Below are 14,213 nucleotides of genomic sequence, written 5' to 3' on the forward strand. Positions count from 1 at the left end.
TAACTCATTAATATAAGGAGGTGCCTGGGAATGAAACTTCATGAATTAAAACCTGCAGAAGGTTCTCGTAAAGTACGTAACCGTGTCGGTCGTGGTATCGGTTCTGGTAACGGTAAAACTGCTGGTAAAGGTCATAAAGGACAAAACGCACGTTCTGGTGGCGGTGTTCGTCTTGGCTTCGAAGGTGGTCAAACTCCATTATTCCGTCGTTTACCAAAACGCGGCTTCACAAACATTAACCGTAAAGAGTTTACTATTGTAAACTTATCAACGTTAAATCGTTTTGAAGATGGTACAGAAGTAACACCTGAATTATTGCTGGAAACTGGCGTTATCAGCAAGTTAAACGACGGTGTTAAAATTCTTGCAAGCGGAGCAGTAGAGAAAAAACTAACTGTTAAAGCGCACAAGTTCTCTTCAAGTGCTAAAGAAGCAATTGAAGCAGCTGGCGGATCAGTTGAGGTGATCTAATGTTTCGTACAATCTCCAACTTTATGCGCGTTGCTGAGATAAGACGTAAAATATTATTCACTTTAGCGATGTTAATCGTATTCAGGATTGGCACGTTTATCCCAGTGCCATTTACAAATGGAGACGTACTGAAAGCACAAGACCAATTAAATGCTTTAGGTATTCTAAATACATTTGGCGGTGGCGCCTTGAAAAACTTCTCCATCTTTGCGATGGGAATCATGCCGTATATTACAGCATCCATCATCGTGCAATTATTGCAGATGGATGTTGTTCCTAAATTTTCGGAATGGTCGAAGCAAGGTGAAATGGGCCGTCGTAAACTAACGCAATTCACGCGTTACTTTACAATTGTTCTTGCGTTTATTCAGGGGTTTGGTATGTCAATCGGTTTTAACGGTATGGTAGGTGGGCAATTAATTTTGAATCCTGGTTGGAGCACTTATTTATACATTGCTACGGTACTGACTGCTGGTACTGCATTTTTAATGTGGTTAGGCGAACAGATTACAGCTAAAGGTGTAGGTAATGGTATTTCCATCCTTATCTTTGGCGGTATTGCTGCAGCGATCCCAAGTGTTATATCTCAAGTGTATCAACAACAGTTTCAAAATATCGGAGATCAATTGTTCATGAGTATCGTTAAAGTTGCATTGATTTTACTAGCTGTGCTAGCAGTTATTGTTGGTGTTATTTTCATTCAACAAGCTGTTAGAAAGATCCCAATTCAATATGCGAAGCGTGTAACAGGAGGGAATGGGAATCATGCTGGAGCACAAAACACACATTTACCGCTTAAGGTAAATAGTGCGGGTGTTATTCCAGTCATTTTTGCTGTTTCATTCTTAATTACGCCTCCAACTATTGCACAGTTCTTCCCGAAACATGATGTATCGCAGTGGATTATTGCAAACTTTAACTATTCTCACCCAGTGGGAATGATCATATATGTTGCGCTCATTGTAGCCTTCACATATTTCTATGCATTTGTTCAGGTTAATCCAGAGCAAATGTCAGAGAATCTAAACAAGCAAGGTGGATATGTTCCAGGTATTCGTCCGGGTAAGAATACAGAACAATATCTAACAAAAATCTTGTATCGTTTGACCTTTGTAGGATCAATTTTCCTAGCAGCGATTGCAATCTTACCAGTTATCTTTACGAAATTGGGAAATCTTCCTCCATCTGCACAGATTGGTGGAACGAGTATGTTAATCGTTGTCGGCGTTGCTTTAGAAACAATGAAGCAGCTAGAAAGCCAACTGGTAAAACGCCATTACAAAGGGTTTATCAAGCAGTGAGTAAGTGGGAAGAACTATCTTCCCTACATGCTCATGTACTGAGGGGGAACAAGGATGAACTTAATTTTAATGGGGCTTCCTGGTGCTGGTAAAGGTACACAAGCCGAACAGATTGTAGCCAAGTATAACATCCCTCACATTTCAACAGGAGATATGTTCCGTGCAGCTATGAAGGCTGAAACTGAAATGGGTCTACAAGCAAAATCTTTTATTGATAAAGGTGCACTTGTTCCAGATGAAGTTACAATCGGAATTGTTCGTGAACGTTTAAGTCAAGAAGACTGCGTAAGAGGTTTCTTACTAGACGGTTTCCCACGAACTGTTGCACAAGCATCAGCTCTTGAAGAGATTATGAAAGATCTTGGCAAAAAAATCGACTATGTTTTAAACATTAATGTGGATTCAGGATTGTTATTAAAACGCCTTACAGGCCGTCGCATTTGTAAAGAGTGCGGTGCGACTTACCACTTAGAATTCAATCCACCAGCAAAAGCTGATGTGTGCGATAAATGTGGTGGCGAATTATACCAACGCTCTGATGACAATGAAGAAACTGTAGCAAATCGTTTAGATGTAAATATTAAGCAAACAAAACCTTTGCTTGATTTCTACGACGAGCTTGGTTACTTAAAAAGCATTAATGGTGAGCAAGATATCAATAAAGTATTTGCTGATATCGATGTTCTCATCGGAGGCTTAGCGTAATGATCATCTGCAAAACTCCTCGCGAGATAGAAATCATGCGAGAAGCTGGCAGAATCGTTGCTTTAACTCATCAAGAGTTGAAACAGCACATTACTCCAGGAATTACAACGAAAGAGCTCGATCAAATAGCGGAAAAGACGATTCAAAAATATGGTGCTACGCCATCTTTTAAAGGATACAACGGATTTCCGGGGAGCATATGTGCTTCTGTAAATGAAGAGCTTGTACACGGAATTCCAGGAAAGCGCAAGCTCAAAGAGGGCGATATCATCAGTATCGATATTGGTGCGAAATACAATGGGTACCATGGAGATTCTGCATGGACGTATCCAGTTGGAAACATTTCTGAATCTGTTCAAAAGCTACTTGATGTCACAGAAAAATCGTTGTATCTTGGTCTAGAACAAGTAAAACCAGGCGAGAGATTATCAAATATCTCACATGCGGTTCAAACCCATGCTGAAGAGAATGGATTCTCGATCGTTAGGGAGTATGTTGGTCACGGAATCGGGCAAGACTTACATGAGGACCCTCAAATCCCGCACTATGGTCCACCAAATAGAGGCCCTAGATTAAAGCCGGGAATGGTCATCTGTGTTGAGCCGATGGTGAATCAAGGAAGACGATATGTAAAAACACTATCTGATGACTGGACAGTGGTAACGGTAGATGGTAAATGGTGTGCCCATTTTGAGCACACGATTGCTCTTACAGAAGCAGGATACGAAATCCTTACCACTTTATAAGTAGCTGGCTCTCCGGGATTTCAGAGCAGTGTAAAATGTTACTGATTTGAAGAAGGGAGAACTATTGAATGGCTAAAGATGATGTAATTGAAGTCGAAGGTACCGTTCTTGAAACGTTGCCAAATGCTATGTTCAAAGTAGAATTAGAGAATGGGCATGTCGTATTGGCTCACGTTTCTGGTAAAATCCGTATGAACTTCATTCGTATTTTACCAGGAGACAAAGTTACGGTAGAATTATCTCCGTACGATTTAAATCGTGGTCGTATTACGTACCGTTTTAAATAATATAGCACTCCGTAATCTTTAAGGAGGTTCGAGACATGAAAGTAAGACCGTCAGTTAAACCAATCTGCGAAAAATGTAAAGTTATTCGTAGACGTGGAAAAGTAATGGTTATTTGTGAAAACCCTAAACATAAACAAAAACAAGGTTAATCAGAAGGAGGTGCATTCAGAATGGCACGTATCGCAGGTGTAGATATTCCTCGAGACAAACGCGTTGTTATTTCTTTAACTTACGTATTCGGCATTGGTCGCACAACTGCTGAAAAAATTCTTACTGAAGCTGGTATTTCTTCAGAAACACGAGTTCGTGATTTAACGGAAGACGAATTAGGACGTATCCGTGATGTTATCGATCGTATTAAAGTTGAGGGAGACCTTCGTCGTGAAGTATCTCTTAACATTAAACGTCTAATGGAGATCGGTTCTTACCGTGGTCTTCGTCACCGTCGTGGTTTACCAGTTCGTGGTCAAAATTCTAAAAACAATGCTCGTACACGTAAAGGTCCACGTCGTACAGTAGCAAATAAAAAGAAATAATAAGTAAAGGAGGTTGAACTAACAATGGCACGTAAAACAAACACTCGTAAAAAACGTGTGAAAAAGAATATCGAAGCTGGTATAGCTCATATTCGTTCTACTTTCAACAACACAATCGTAACACTTACAGATACTCACGGTAACGCACTTTCTTGGTCTAGTGCTGGTGCACTTGGTTTCCGTGGATCTCGTAAATCTACTCCATTCGCTGCGCAAATGGCTGCTGAAGCTGCTGCTAAAGTTGCAATGGAGCACGGTTTAAAAACTTTAGAGGTTACTGTTAAAGGTCCTGGTGCTGGTCGTGAAGCTGCAATTCGTGCTCTTCAAGCTGCAGGTCTAGAAGTAACAGCAATTAGAGATGTTACTCCAGTTCCTCATAATGGATGTCGTCCGCCAAAACGTCGTCGTGTGTAATTTTTCTGTATAGAATTTTCCCTTTTGTCTATAATGGATATGATGCATTATCGAGAAATTTCGTACAGAAACATCGCTTGTTGTGCACAATCGGGAACTGCCTAAGGGGGACTTTCGGTTAGACAGGGGTTATACCTTTGTTTAACCGGGGTTTCGACGTTTTGAAGGAGGGTTTAGTTAATGATTGAAATCGAAAAGCCGAAAATCGAAACGGTTGAACTTAACGAAGATGCTAAATATGGTAAATTCGTAATTGAACCGCTTGAGCGTGGATATGGTACTACTTTGGGTAACTCCTTACGTCGTATTCTTTTATCCTCACTCCCTGGTGCCGCTGTTACTGCTATCCAAATCGATGGCGTATTACATGAATTTTCAACAGTTGAGGGCGTAGTAGAAGACGTTACGACGATCATCTTAAACTTGAAAAAGTTAGCTCTTAAAATCTACTCTGAAGAAGAGAAGACGTTGGAAATTGATGTGCAGGGCGAAGGTATTGTCACAGCTGCTGATATTACTCACGATAGTGATGTAGAAATCTTAAATCCAGATTTACACATTGCAACGTTAGCAAAAGATGCGCATTTCCGCGTGCGTTTAACTGCAAAGCGTGGCCGTGGGTATACGCCAGCTGATGCAAATAAAAGCGAAGATCAACCAATAGGAGTAATTCCTATTGATTCTATTTATACTCCAGTATCACGTGTGACTTACCAAGTGGAAAAGACACGTGTCGGACAAGTGGCTAATTATGATAAGCTTACGCTTGATGTATGGACGGATGGAAGCATCGGGCCAAAAGAAGCTATCTCTTTAGGTGCCAAAATCTTAACTGAGCATTTAAATATCTTTGTTGGTTTAACTGATGAAGCACAAAATGCTGAGATTATGGTCGAGAAGGAAGAAGATCAAAAAGAGAAAGTTCTTGAGATGACTATCGAAGAACTAGACCTTTCTGTTCGTTCTTATAATTGCCTAAAACGTGCAGGAATTAATACTGTACAAGAGCTTGCGAACAAAACAGAAGAAGATATGATGAAAGTTCGTAACTTAGGACGTAAATCCTTAGAAGAAGTTAAACATAAACTTGAGGAATTAGGTTTAGGTTTACGTAAAGACGACTGAGGATTTAAACCCATGAACAAAGGAGGGAACTACGAATGGCATACAGAAAATTAGGCCGTACAAGTGCGCAACGTAAAGCTATGTTACGTGACTTAGCTACTGATTTAATTATCAACGAGCGCATCCAAACGACAGAAACTCGTGCAAAAGAACTTCGTTCTGTAGTGGAAAAAATGATCACTTTAGGTAAACGCGGAGATCTTCATGCTCGTCGTCAAGCAGCAGCTTTCATTCGCAATGAAGTAGCTAACGCTGAGACTGGTCAAGATGCACTTCAAAAATTATTCGCTGATGTAGCTCCACGCTATGCTGAGCGCCAAGGCGGATACACTCGTATTGCAAAAATTGGTCCACGTCGCGGAGACGCAGCACCAATGGTAATTATCGAGTTAGTATAATGATAATTAAAAGGGCAGGACAGTTCTTTTCAAGAAACTGGTCATGGCCCTTTTTTTTAAATATAAAAATAGGCGAGCTTGGCGAAGGAAAGGGTGCCTTCTATTGAAAAAAGAGAAACTTCGGATAAGAAATATATCATTTCAATATCCTGGGGCAGCCACGTATGCATTAAAAGATGTTTCATTTTCCTTATATGAGGGAGAATGGGTATCTATTATTGGACAAAACGGTTCAGGAAAGTCTACACTTGCAAAATTATTGAATGGTTTGTTTTTGCCGGAAGCAGGGACTATTACAGTGAATGATACAATGGTTTTATCAGAGGAAACGGTATGGGATGTTCGAAAACAAATTGGAATGGTATTTCAAAATCCAGATAATCAATTTGTTGGAACAACAGTGCAAGATGATGTTGTATTTGGCTTAGAGAATATCGGAATGCCAAGAGAACAAATGATTGAAAGATTAGAACAGGCCTTACGACTTGTCCGTATGGAAGATTTTCTTAATGATGAGCCTCATTCCTTATCTGGTGGGCAAAAACAGCGAGTGGCAATAGCAGGCGTTTTAGCACTTCAGCCATCTATTTTAATATTAGATGAAGCAACGTCAATGTTAGATCCTCAAGGAAGACGTGAAGTAGTAGAAACGGTTAGACAACTTGTTAATCAAAAAGGTATTACCGTGTTATCAATTACGCACGATTTGGAAGAAGCGGCACAGTCGGATCGTGTCATTATTTTAAATAAGGGAGAAATATTAGAGGAAGGGACTCCAGAGAAAATTTTCAAGTCCTCTCATACGCTCCAAGAAATTGGCTTAGATGTACCGTTTTCGGTGAAAATAGCAGAATTATTAAAAAGAAATGAAATTCTTTTGCAAAATACGCATCTTACAATGGAAAGCTTGGTGAACGAACTTTGGAGATTACATTCCAAAAAGTAGAACATCGTTATCAATATAAAACTCCATTTGAAAGACGCGCACTTTATGATGTAGACGTGTCGTTTCCAAGTGGGGGCTATTATGCCATTATCGGTCATACTGGTTCAGGCAAGTCGACGATGATTCAACATTTAAATGGTTTATTGCAGCCGACAAATGGTACAGTTCAAATTGGTGAACATTTGATTTCGGCAGGAAAGAAAGAAAAAAAGCTAAAGCCACTACGTAAAAAAGTAGGGGTTGTCTTTCAATTCCCAGAACATCAGTTGTTTGAAGAAACTGTGGAGAAAGATATTTGCTTTGGACCTACTAATTTCGGGGTATCTGGAGATGAAGCGAAGCAAAAGGCTAGAGAGGCAATAGAACTTGTAGGGCTAGAACCAGAACTGTTAACACGTTCTCCGTTCGAATTAAGTGGTGGACAAATGAGACGTGTTGCTATAGCGGGTGTACTGGCAATGGAACCTGAAGTGCTTGTATTAGATGAACCTACAGCAGGTCTAGATCCAAAAGGGCAGAACGAACTTATGCAGATGTTTTATAAGTTGCATAAGGAGAAGGGGCTTACAGTTATCCTTGTAACGCATAATATGGAGGATGCTGCTCAGTATGCGGAACAGATTGTAGTTATGCATAAAGGAACGGTCTTTTTGCAAGGAAGTGCAGAGGAAGTATTTTCACATGCTGATGAACTAGAGAAAATTGGTGTGGATCTTCCTATGTCATTAAAGTATAAACGTGCAATTGAAGAGAAGTTTGGTATTTCAATTCCAAAGGCTACCTTATCTTTAGAGGATCTTACTCATGAAGTTGTGCAGGTGTTACGAAAAGGTGGTCATGAATCATGCAGCAGTTGATTATTGGGAGATATATCCCGGGGAATTCACTTATTCATCAACTTGATCCACGTACGAAGCTGCTGATTGTCTTTTTATATGTATTTGTTGTTTTCTTAGCAAATAATGCGATTTCATATGGATTTTTATTTTTATATGCACTCATTGCTTTATTTTTTGCAAAAGTGCCGATTCGTTATGTACTTTCGGGCTTAAAACCGATTTTATGGATTTTTCTTTTTACATTTTTCCTGCATATTTTTACAAATAAAGAGGGGGATGTACTACTCCAGCTTGGTTGGTTTTCGATACATGAAAAAGGATTAGAGCAAGGGATATACATTTCTGTACGGTTCTTCGTTATTATTTTAATGACGACATTATTAACGTTAACGACGACACCTATTGAAATTACAGATGGTTTGGAGACGTTATTAAAGCCATTGAAGCGTATAAAGGTTCCTGTTCATGAAATCGCATTAATGATGTCAATTTCTCTTCGTTTTATCCCGACATTAATGGATGAAACAAGTAAAATAATGAAAGCACAAGCATCACGTGGTATTGATTTCGCTGGTGGACCGATAAAAGATAGAATGAAAGCTATTATCTCACTGCTCGTTCCTCTGTTTATCAGTGCTTTTAAGCGTGCAGAGGACTTAGCTATTGCGATGGAAGCTCGTGGATATCAAAGTGGTGAAGGACGTACTAAATTTAGGCAACTACGCTGGAAAACAAGCGATACAGTAACGATTGTAAGCTTATTTTGTTTAGCTTGTATTTTGGCATGGGTGCGATCGTAATGGAGAATAGAGAAATGGATAGAATAAAATGTACGGTTGCATATGATGGTATGCATTTTTGTGGTTATCAAATTCAGCCGAAGCATCGTACTGTTCAACAGGAGATAGAAAAAGCATTACAGAAATTGCATAAGGGAGAACTTGTTCGTGTTCAGGCGTCTGGTAGAACAGATTCTACGGTTCATGCAAAAGGGCAAGTAATACACTTTGATACTCCTTTGTCTCTTGAGGAGTGGCAATGGAATAACGCTTTAAATACAATGTTGCCAGATGATATTGTTATTAGGCGAGTAGAGAAAAAAACAGAAGAATTTCATGCACGTTACGGTGTTGAGAAAAAAGAATATCGTTATCGTGTATTATTATCAAAGACTGCGGATGTATTCCGTAGAAATTACGTATATCAATATCCATATCAGCTCGAAATCAATTCTATAAGAAAAGCAATTCCCTATTTTATTGGAACGCATGATTTCACTTCTTTTTGTTCGGCAAAAACTGACAAAAAAGATAAAGTGCGAACAATTTATGAAATCGAGTTAATTGAGCAAGATGATGAATTAATTTTTCGTTTTGTTGGTAATGGATTTTTATATAATATGGTCAGAATTATTGTTGGGACGTTACTTAGCGTAGGGCAAGGAAAGCTTGATCCTAATAGCATTCCAGAGATTTTAGCGAAACAAAATCGTCAGTTTGCTGGAAAGATGGCTCCAGGTCATGGGCTTTACCTATGGGAGGTAAACTATAACAACTAATCCTGGTGTAACATTTGCTTGACATTAGAAACTCAAAAGTATATCATAACATATGGTATTGTTTCTAAAACCACGATTAGCCCCGGAAGGAAATCGTGTTTAAGATAAACAATAGATTTTTTCTATGGAAAAGATAACGAGGAGGGAAACACATGCGTACGACTTTTATGGCAAAAGCTAACGAAGTTGAGCGTAAATGGTATGTGGTTGATGCTGAAGGTCAAACTTTAGGTCGCCTTGCTAGTGAAGTAGCATCCATTTTACGTGGTAAAAACAAACCTACATTTACACCACACGTTGACACGGGTGATCATGTAATTATTATTAACGCTGAGAAAATTCATTTAACAGGTAATAAATTAAACGATAAAATTTACTACCGTCACACTAACCACCCAGGTGGACTTAAGCAAAGAACAGCTCTTGAAATGCGTACAAACTACCCTGTACAAATGTTAGAGCTTGCAATTAAAGGCATGCTTCCAAAAGGACGCTTAGGCCGTCAAGTTTCTAAGAAACTAAACGTGTATGCTGGAGCAGAGCATCCACACCAAGCACAAAAACCAGAAGTTTACGAACTTCGCGGATAATTAATTAAAGGAGGGCTTACTTTGGCACAGGTTCAATACTATGGCACTGGACGTCGTAAGAGTTCAGTAGCGCGCGTACGCCTAGTTCCAGGCGAAGGACGCGTTATCATTAACGGTCGTGATTTTGAAAACTATATCCCATTTGCTGCATTACGTGAAGTAGTGAAACAACCTCTAGTTGCAACAGAAACTTTAGGTAACTACGATGTACTTGTAAACGTAAATGGTGGTGGATACACTGGTCAAGCTGGTGCTATTCGTCACGGTATTTCTCGCGCTTTATTAAAAGCTGATCCAGAATACCGTCTAACACTAAAACGTGCAGGTCTATTAACTCGTGACGCACGTATGAAAGAGCGTAAAAAATACGGTCTTAAAGGCGCACGTCGTGCACCTCAGTTCTCAAAACGTTAATTTTTGCGAACTACAAACCCCAACCATTTTGGTTGGGGTTTTTTTATGTTTCATTCCTCTTTTGTGATTTTTATAGCTTGGAATATTTTAGTGCTACCGCCGCGCGTATGCTTCTTCTTTAGAAGTTTAGACTAATACGTATTAGGGAGGTTTATAAGTACTATGAATGTCATTGTCAGCTTACGAGAAAAACAAAAAGAAAAGCAGTTAAAATACGAGCGGAAGATGTTGCGGGAATTATCATTAAAAACATTGCGTTCAAATATACGTGATGCCTTTCAAATGCAAGAGCTTCATCGTCAGTATGAAGATTACTGTATTGAATTAGGGATAGAATCTTATTTATTAGGAGCGAGATATAGTAAATTTGGTTATTATGGTGAATCGTTCTTTGATGTGAAATATAGAGCTTTAGAAGAAGAACAACAATTAACTGAAACGCTATTTCAATTTTTAACGAGTATGACTATGCGAGAAATAAAGTTGAAAGATGAGGAATTACTTTTTGAATCTTGTCAGCAGTTTATAGGATTGTGGTGGCAAGAAGGGTATGAAAAAGGTGAAAGAAGATATCGATTAAAGCTTCATTAAGACAAGCATAAACTTTCCTCTTGTCCCATATAAGTAATTAGAGGGACTAGCTGGAGGAGGAAAGGTATGAAGAGAATTCGAATTATCTCTTTTGCACTCGCTGCGGTTGTTTTGTTTTTTTTAGTCAAACAAGAATTTCAAATTACAAAATCGTGGCGAGCTTGGAATTTACCCTTATCAGGGAAAGTAATCGTATTAGATGCTGGGCATGGTGGACCAGATGGAGGGGCTGTTGGTGGAAAGGATATTATAGAAAAGGATATTACGCTTGAAATTACAAAAAAGGTACAAGACTATTTACAAGAACAAGGTGCACTAGTTATTTTAACGCGTGAGGGAGATTATGATTTAGCTAACAAAGATACAAAGTCATATAGTAGACGTAAAGCGGAGGATTTAAAAAAACGTGTAGAAATCATCAATAAACCAGATATAGACTTTTTTGCAAGCATTCATTTAAATGCTTTAACTAGTAGTGGATCGAAAGGCGCACAAACATTCTACTATCGCTCTTCAATTGAAAATGAACGTGCTGCGAAATTTATACAGGCTGAATTGAGAACGAGTTTAGAAAATACGAATCGTTCTGCTAAAACAATCTCTCACGTATACTTATTGAAGTATGCGAAAACACCAGGTGCTTTAATTGAAGCTGGCTTTTTATCGAATGTGAACGAAAGGTATATGTTAAATTCGGAGAAATATCAACAGAAGGTAGCAGCTGCAATATACCGTGGTATATTGCGTTATTTCACGGAAAAAGGAAATCCTCCAGAATAAGGAGGATTTTTTTGAGTTTCTCTCGTTAACGAAGTTTTCGGAAAATATGTTATACTGGAAATGTAAACGCATTTATTTGAAGAATAAGCAAAGATGAATTCAATTAACATTACGTTATTTTTCATACAGGGGGCTGGGCTAATTATGGTAACGAAAGAACAAGTGGTTGAAGCGTTAGAAGGGATTGTAGATCCGTTTTTACATAAAACATTAAAAGAAACAAGTGCAATTAAAGAGGTAACAGTCAAGCCTGAGAAGGAACATGTGAGTGTCAAAATTGCAATCGTAAAAACTGGTACAGCGGAACAAATGCAGTTGCAGTCTGGAATTGTAAAGTTAGTAAAAGAGCTTGGGGCAGCAACAGTTGGACTTCGTTTTGCAGAATTTACAGAAGAGGAATTAGCTCAGTTTGCACCAGAACAAGAAGCAGAGCAAAGTGAATCTTTATTGTCACCAAATTCAAAAACGACATTCTTAGCAGTAGCGAGTGGAAAAGGTGGTGTGGGGAAATCAACCGTTTCCGTTAACCTTGCAGTTGCTTTAGCTCGTTTAGGAAAAAAAGTTGGTATTATTGATGCGGACATTTACGGTTTTAGTGTGCCAGACATGATGGGGATAGAAAAACGTCCCATCGTAAGAGGTGACAAGATAATTCCGGTGGAACGTTTAGGTGTAAAGGTAATCTCAATGGGCTTCTTTGTAGAGGATAATGCACCAGTTATTTGGAGAGGACCTATGCTTGGGAAAATGTTAAACCACTTCTTCACAGAAGTGGAATGGGGCGATTTAGATTATTTAGTACTAGATTTACCACCAGGAACAGGTGATGTTGCGTTAGATGTGCACTCAATGTTGCCATCTTGCAAAGAGATTATTGTAACGACGCCTCATCCAACAGCTGCGTTTGTAGCAGCGCGTGCTGGAGCGATGGCATTACGCACTGAACATAGTATTCTCGGTGTTGTTGAGAACATGGCATATTTTGAAAGTAAGGTAACTGGTGAGAAAGAATATGTATTTGGAAGAGGCGGGGGAGATAAGTTGGCTACCGAACTGCAAACAAATGTTCTTGGTCGTATTCCGCTGCAACAACCTGATTGGAATAAAGAAGACTTTGCTCCTTCAGTATATGAAGATACACATACAACCGGCATTATTTATAGTAAAATAGCTGAAGCAGTAATTGATAAAACAGCTGTTATACAAAAATAAAATGAAACTTTAATCAGTGGGGTTCATCTGTTACTGGCAACAATAAGGGTTTTGTTGCTAGTAAACCTTTCGCTTAACTAGAGGGGCCATTTTGTCTGTTAATAGCAAGATAAAGTAATAACGAGTGGACAATGTATAAATTGTCCACTCGTTATTATAGTTATTATTCTCACTGTTCTTCCTTCTTCTCGCCTTGAGAACCACCGTCACCGCCTGCTTCTTTCTTATCAGATCCACCTTTTTCAGCCTTTTGTACACCTTTACTAATGATATCAATCATCTTGGATTGGAAGAGTGGACTTTCAGCAGTTTCTGTTAGTACTTGTTGTAGATATTGACGGTATTCTTTGCTCTTCATTGTTTGTAACATCATTTTTTCTACTTCAGGATTTTTCATGATTTCTATAACGCCTGCTTGGTATTCAGGGTCTTTTAATAAGGTTTTCATTAATTGAGTTTGTTCTTTCCCCATACTTTTAGCGAACTTCGATGAGAACTCAGGATCTTTAAAGAGCTTTTCCCAGAATTGTTGCCCTTTATCGGATACCATTGCATCTTCAATCGTTTTCTTTACTACTGTTTCATCTAGTATGAGTGCTTGTTTCATTTTTTCATCAGTTAATACATCTTGAATAGCTTTCTTACCTTGATCTGTTTTTAAAATATCAACAATCATTTTCTTTGTTTGATCGTAATCTAGTTCGGATTTCGTTTCTTTTCCTTGTGCGCATGCTACAAGTGCGATAAGTAGAAAAGAAGAAACGAAAATGAATAGTATCCGTTTCATAAGTTGGAACTCCTTTCAGCACAGTTCTCTCTTTTTAATATAAATATCTTTAAGGAATTTATACATGAACATGGCTAGCTTTTTGAAATTGTCATTGATACAATTTAATTAGAAATATAAGGATAATGGGGGATGTGTTGTGAATAGCCGCAAGTGGGTACGACTATTTTTAACGACGTTGTTTCTTGGTGGGATTAGCACAGTTATTATTGGTTTTGTTTTGGAGTGGGACAGGTATAATGAATTTTTTCAAAATTTCGACGTTAAAGAGATTTTAGCGGTATCTTTCTGGTTGATGGGTGTAGGATTTATTTTTAGCGTTATAAGTCAAATGGGATTCTTTGCATATTTAACAATCCATCGTTTTGGACTAGGGATGTTTCGCTCATCGTCTTTATGGAATGCAGTCCAGCTCTTCTTTATTGCATTCGTATTATTTGATTTTGTGTATTTAAGATCTGTACTTATTGCAAATGGGGAAATCTCATTGGGGAATAACATACTTGTTGCTGG

General features: G+C 38.6%; 21 protein-coding genes (1 of these 21 running past the window's edge). 20 read left to right on the forward strand and 1 reads right to left on the reverse strand.

The genetic code is table 11. The features are described from left to right. The first annotated feature begins 30 nt into the window (after positions 1-30). The 19 genes from rplO to JFU02_RS20000 all read left to right on the forward strand — a co-directional run bounded on the left by rplO (position 31) and on the right by JFU02_RS20000 (position 12,913). The gene (gene rplO / locus JFU02_RS19910; RefSeq protein WP_000766083.1) at positions 31-471 is read left to right on the forward strand and encodes a 50S ribosomal protein L15; all 441 of its coding nucleotides are present in this window, start codon (positions 31-33) and stop codon (positions 469-471) included. Then, positions 471-1,772, forward strand: coding sequence for a preprotein translocase subunit SecY (gene secY, locus JFU02_RS19915; protein WP_000490118.1), 1,302 nt, complete (start codon positions 471-473; stop codon positions 1,770-1,772). Before rplO ends, secY begins: the two co-directional genes overlap by 1 nt. Before the next feature lie 54 nt (positions 1,773-1,826). Then, positions 1,827-2,477, forward strand: a complete 651-nt coding sequence (locus JFU02_RS19920; RefSeq protein ID WP_001048995.1) for an adenylate kinase — start codon at positions 1,827-1,829, stop codon at positions 2,475-2,477. Continuing rightward, positions 2,477-3,223: a type I methionyl aminopeptidase gene (gene map, locus JFU02_RS19925; protein ID WP_000582539.1), complete on the forward strand. Its 747-nt coding sequence runs from the start codon at positions 2,477-2,479 to the stop codon at positions 3,221-3,223. The genes JFU02_RS19920 and map overlap by 1 nt, the downstream gene beginning before the upstream one ends. A gap of 68 nt (positions 3,224-3,291) precedes the next feature. Further along, entirely contained in the window at positions 3,292-3,510 is a 219-nt protein-coding gene (infA, locus tag JFU02_RS19930; protein ID WP_001029884.1) for a translation initiation factor IF-1, read from the forward strand. A gap of 35 nt (positions 3,511-3,545) precedes the next feature. After that, positions 3,546-3,659, forward strand: coding sequence for a 50S ribosomal protein L36 (rpmJ, locus tag JFU02_RS19935; protein WP_000868344.1), 114 nt, complete (start codon positions 3,546-3,548; stop codon positions 3,657-3,659). Between the two features lie 21 nt (positions 3,660-3,680). Beyond that, entirely contained in the window at positions 3,681-4,046 is a 366-nt protein-coding gene (rpsM, locus tag JFU02_RS19940; protein WP_000090792.1) for a 30S ribosomal protein S13, read from the forward strand. A 24-nt stretch (positions 4,047-4,070) separates the two neighbouring features. Then, a complete protein-coding gene (gene rpsK / locus JFU02_RS19945) occupies positions 4,071-4,460 on the forward strand; it encodes a 30S ribosomal protein S11 (protein ID WP_000101797.1) in 390 nt (129 codons plus the stop codon). A 180-nt stretch (positions 4,461-4,640) separates the two neighbouring features. Continuing rightward, positions 4,641-5,585 (forward strand): DNA-directed RNA polymerase subunit alpha, encoded by a 945-nt coding sequence (locus JFU02_RS19950; protein ID WP_000569643.1) that lies wholly within the window; start codon positions 4,641-4,643, stop codon positions 5,583-5,585. Between the two features lie 35 nt (positions 5,586-5,620). After that, positions 5,621-5,983 carry a 50S ribosomal protein L17 gene (gene rplQ, locus JFU02_RS19955; protein WP_000331490.1) on the forward strand — a complete coding sequence of 121 codons (363 nt, stop codon included), beginning with the start codon at positions 5,621-5,623 and terminating at the stop codon, positions 5,981-5,983. A gap of 103 nt (positions 5,984-6,086) precedes the next feature. Beyond that, positions 6,087-6,929, forward strand: a complete 843-nt coding sequence (locus JFU02_RS19960; RefSeq protein WP_000711766.1) for an energy-coupling factor ABC transporter ATP-binding protein — start codon at positions 6,087-6,089, stop codon at positions 6,927-6,929. Next, entirely contained in the window at positions 6,905-7,786 is an 882-nt protein-coding gene (locus JFU02_RS19965; protein ID WP_000406529.1) for an energy-coupling factor ABC transporter ATP-binding protein, read from the forward strand. The genes JFU02_RS19960 and JFU02_RS19965 overlap by 25 nt, the downstream gene beginning before the upstream one ends. After that, on the forward strand, positions 7,774-8,568 hold the full coding sequence (locus JFU02_RS19970; RefSeq protein ID WP_001186530.1) for an energy-coupling factor transporter transmembrane component T family protein: 795 nt from the start codon (positions 7,774-7,776) through the stop codon (positions 8,566-8,568). The genes JFU02_RS19965 and JFU02_RS19970 overlap by 13 nt, the downstream gene beginning before the upstream one ends. Positions 8,569-8,582: 14 nt before the next feature. After that, a complete protein-coding gene (truA, locus tag JFU02_RS19975) occupies positions 8,583-9,326 on the forward strand; it encodes a tRNA pseudouridine(38-40) synthase TruA (protein WP_086405939.1) in 744 nt (247 codons plus the stop codon). A gap of 152 nt (positions 9,327-9,478) precedes the next feature. Further along, positions 9,479-9,916: a 50S ribosomal protein L13 gene (gene rplM, locus JFU02_RS19980; RefSeq protein ID WP_001260793.1), complete on the forward strand. Its 438-nt coding sequence runs from the start codon at positions 9,479-9,481 to the stop codon at positions 9,914-9,916. 21 nt (positions 9,917-9,937) lie between these two features. Beyond that, positions 9,938-10,330 carry a 30S ribosomal protein S9 gene (gene rpsI / locus JFU02_RS19985; RefSeq protein ID WP_000079986.1) on the forward strand — a complete coding sequence of 131 codons (393 nt, stop codon included), beginning with the start codon at positions 9,938-9,940 and terminating at the stop codon, positions 10,328-10,330. A 162-nt stretch (positions 10,331-10,492) separates the two neighbouring features. Further along, complete coding sequence (locus tag JFU02_RS19990) at positions 10,493-10,921, forward strand: DUF2521 family protein (RefSeq protein WP_001101008.1); 429 nt, start codon at positions 10,493-10,495, stop codon at positions 10,919-10,921. Positions 10,922-10,987: 66 nt separating this feature from the next. Then, a complete protein-coding gene (gene cwlD / locus JFU02_RS19995) occupies positions 10,988-11,701 on the forward strand; it encodes an N-acetylmuramoyl-L-alanine amidase CwlD (RefSeq protein WP_000822437.1) in 714 nt (237 codons plus the stop codon). Between the two features lie 144 nt (positions 11,702-11,845). Then, the gene (locus tag JFU02_RS20000) at positions 11,846-12,913 is read left to right on the forward strand and encodes an Mrp/NBP35 family ATP-binding protein (RefSeq protein ID WP_061666937.1); all 1,068 of its coding nucleotides are present in this window, start codon (positions 11,846-11,848) and stop codon (positions 12,911-12,913) included. A 169-nt stretch (positions 12,914-13,082) separates the two neighbouring features. Here the strand turns inward: JFU02_RS20000 and gerD are convergent, their stop codons facing one another. Further along, the gene (gene gerD, locus JFU02_RS20005; RefSeq protein ID WP_000821601.1) at positions 13,083-13,700 is read right to left on the reverse strand and encodes a spore germination lipoprotein GerD; all 618 of its coding nucleotides are present in this window, start codon (positions 13,698-13,700) and stop codon (positions 13,083-13,085) included. Positions 13,701-13,839: 139 nt separating this feature from the next. Here gerD and JFU02_RS20010 point away from each other — a divergent pair, with 139 nt between their 5' ends. Further along, positions 13,840-14,213, forward strand: the 5' portion of a protein-coding gene (locus tag JFU02_RS20010; RefSeq protein WP_097960644.1) for a KinB-signaling pathway activation protein. 238 nt of this gene lie beyond the right edge of the window; 374 of the gene's 612 nt are visible here — the first part of the coding sequence; its start codon is at positions 13,840-13,842; its stop codon lies beyond the right edge, outside the window.

This window comes from Bacillus sp. TH13 (genome assembly GCF_016651175.1).
Classification (GTDB): domain Bacteria; phylum Bacillota; class Bacilli; order Bacillales; family Bacillaceae_G; genus Bacillus_A; species Bacillus_A thuringiensis_S.

Excerpts from the sequence above, each read along its gene's own strand:
- rplO (WP_000766083.1), top strand. The coding sequence starts at position 31 with ATGAAACTTCATGAATTAAAACCTGCAGAAGGTTCTCGTAAAGTACGT.
- secY (WP_000490118.1), top strand. The coding sequence starts at position 471 with ATGTTTCGTACAATCTCCAACTTTATGCGCGTTGCTGAGATAAGACGT.
- JFU02_RS19920 (WP_001048995.1), top strand. The coding sequence starts at position 1,827 with ATGAACTTAATTTTAATGGGGCTTCCTGGTGCTGGTAAAGGTACACAA.
- map (WP_000582539.1), top strand. The coding sequence starts at position 2,477 with ATGATCATCTGCAAAACTCCTCGCGAGATAGAAATCATGCGAGAAGCT.
- infA (WP_001029884.1), top strand. The coding sequence starts at position 3,292 with ATGGCTAAAGATGATGTAATTGAAGTCGAAGGTACCGTTCTTGAAACG.
- rpmJ (WP_000868344.1), top strand. The coding sequence starts at position 3,546 with ATGAAAGTAAGACCGTCAGTTAAACCAATCTGCGAAAAATGTAAAGTT.
- rpsM (WP_000090792.1), top strand. The coding sequence starts at position 3,681 with ATGGCACGTATCGCAGGTGTAGATATTCCTCGAGACAAACGCGTTGTT.
- rpsK (WP_000101797.1), top strand. The coding sequence starts at position 4,071 with ATGGCACGTAAAACAAACACTCGTAAAAAACGTGTGAAAAAGAATATC.
- JFU02_RS19950 (WP_000569643.1), top strand. The coding sequence starts at position 4,641 with ATGATTGAAATCGAAAAGCCGAAAATCGAAACGGTTGAACTTAACGAA.
- rplQ (WP_000331490.1), top strand. The coding sequence starts at position 5,621 with ATGGCATACAGAAAATTAGGCCGTACAAGTGCGCAACGTAAAGCTATG.
- JFU02_RS19970 (WP_001186530.1), top strand. The coding sequence starts at position 7,774 with ATGCAGCAGTTGATTATTGGGAGATATATCCCGGGGAATTCACTTATT.
- truA (WP_086405939.1), top strand. The coding sequence starts at position 8,583 with ATGGATAGAATAAAATGTACGGTTGCATATGATGGTATGCATTTTTGT.
- rplM (WP_001260793.1), top strand. The coding sequence starts at position 9,479 with ATGCGTACGACTTTTATGGCAAAAGCTAACGAAGTTGAGCGTAAATGG.
- JFU02_RS19990 (WP_001101008.1), top strand. The coding sequence starts at position 10,493 with ATGAATGTCATTGTCAGCTTACGAGAAAAACAAAAAGAAAAGCAGTTA.
- cwlD (WP_000822437.1), top strand. The coding sequence starts at position 10,988 with ATGAAGAGAATTCGAATTATCTCTTTTGCACTCGCTGCGGTTGTTTTG.
- JFU02_RS20000 (WP_061666937.1), top strand. The coding sequence starts at position 11,846 with ATGGTAACGAAAGAACAAGTGGTTGAAGCGTTAGAAGGGATTGTAGAT.
- gerD (WP_000821601.1), bottom strand. The coding sequence starts at position 13,700 with ATGAAACGGATACTATTCATTTTCGTTTCTTCTTTTCTACTTATCGCA.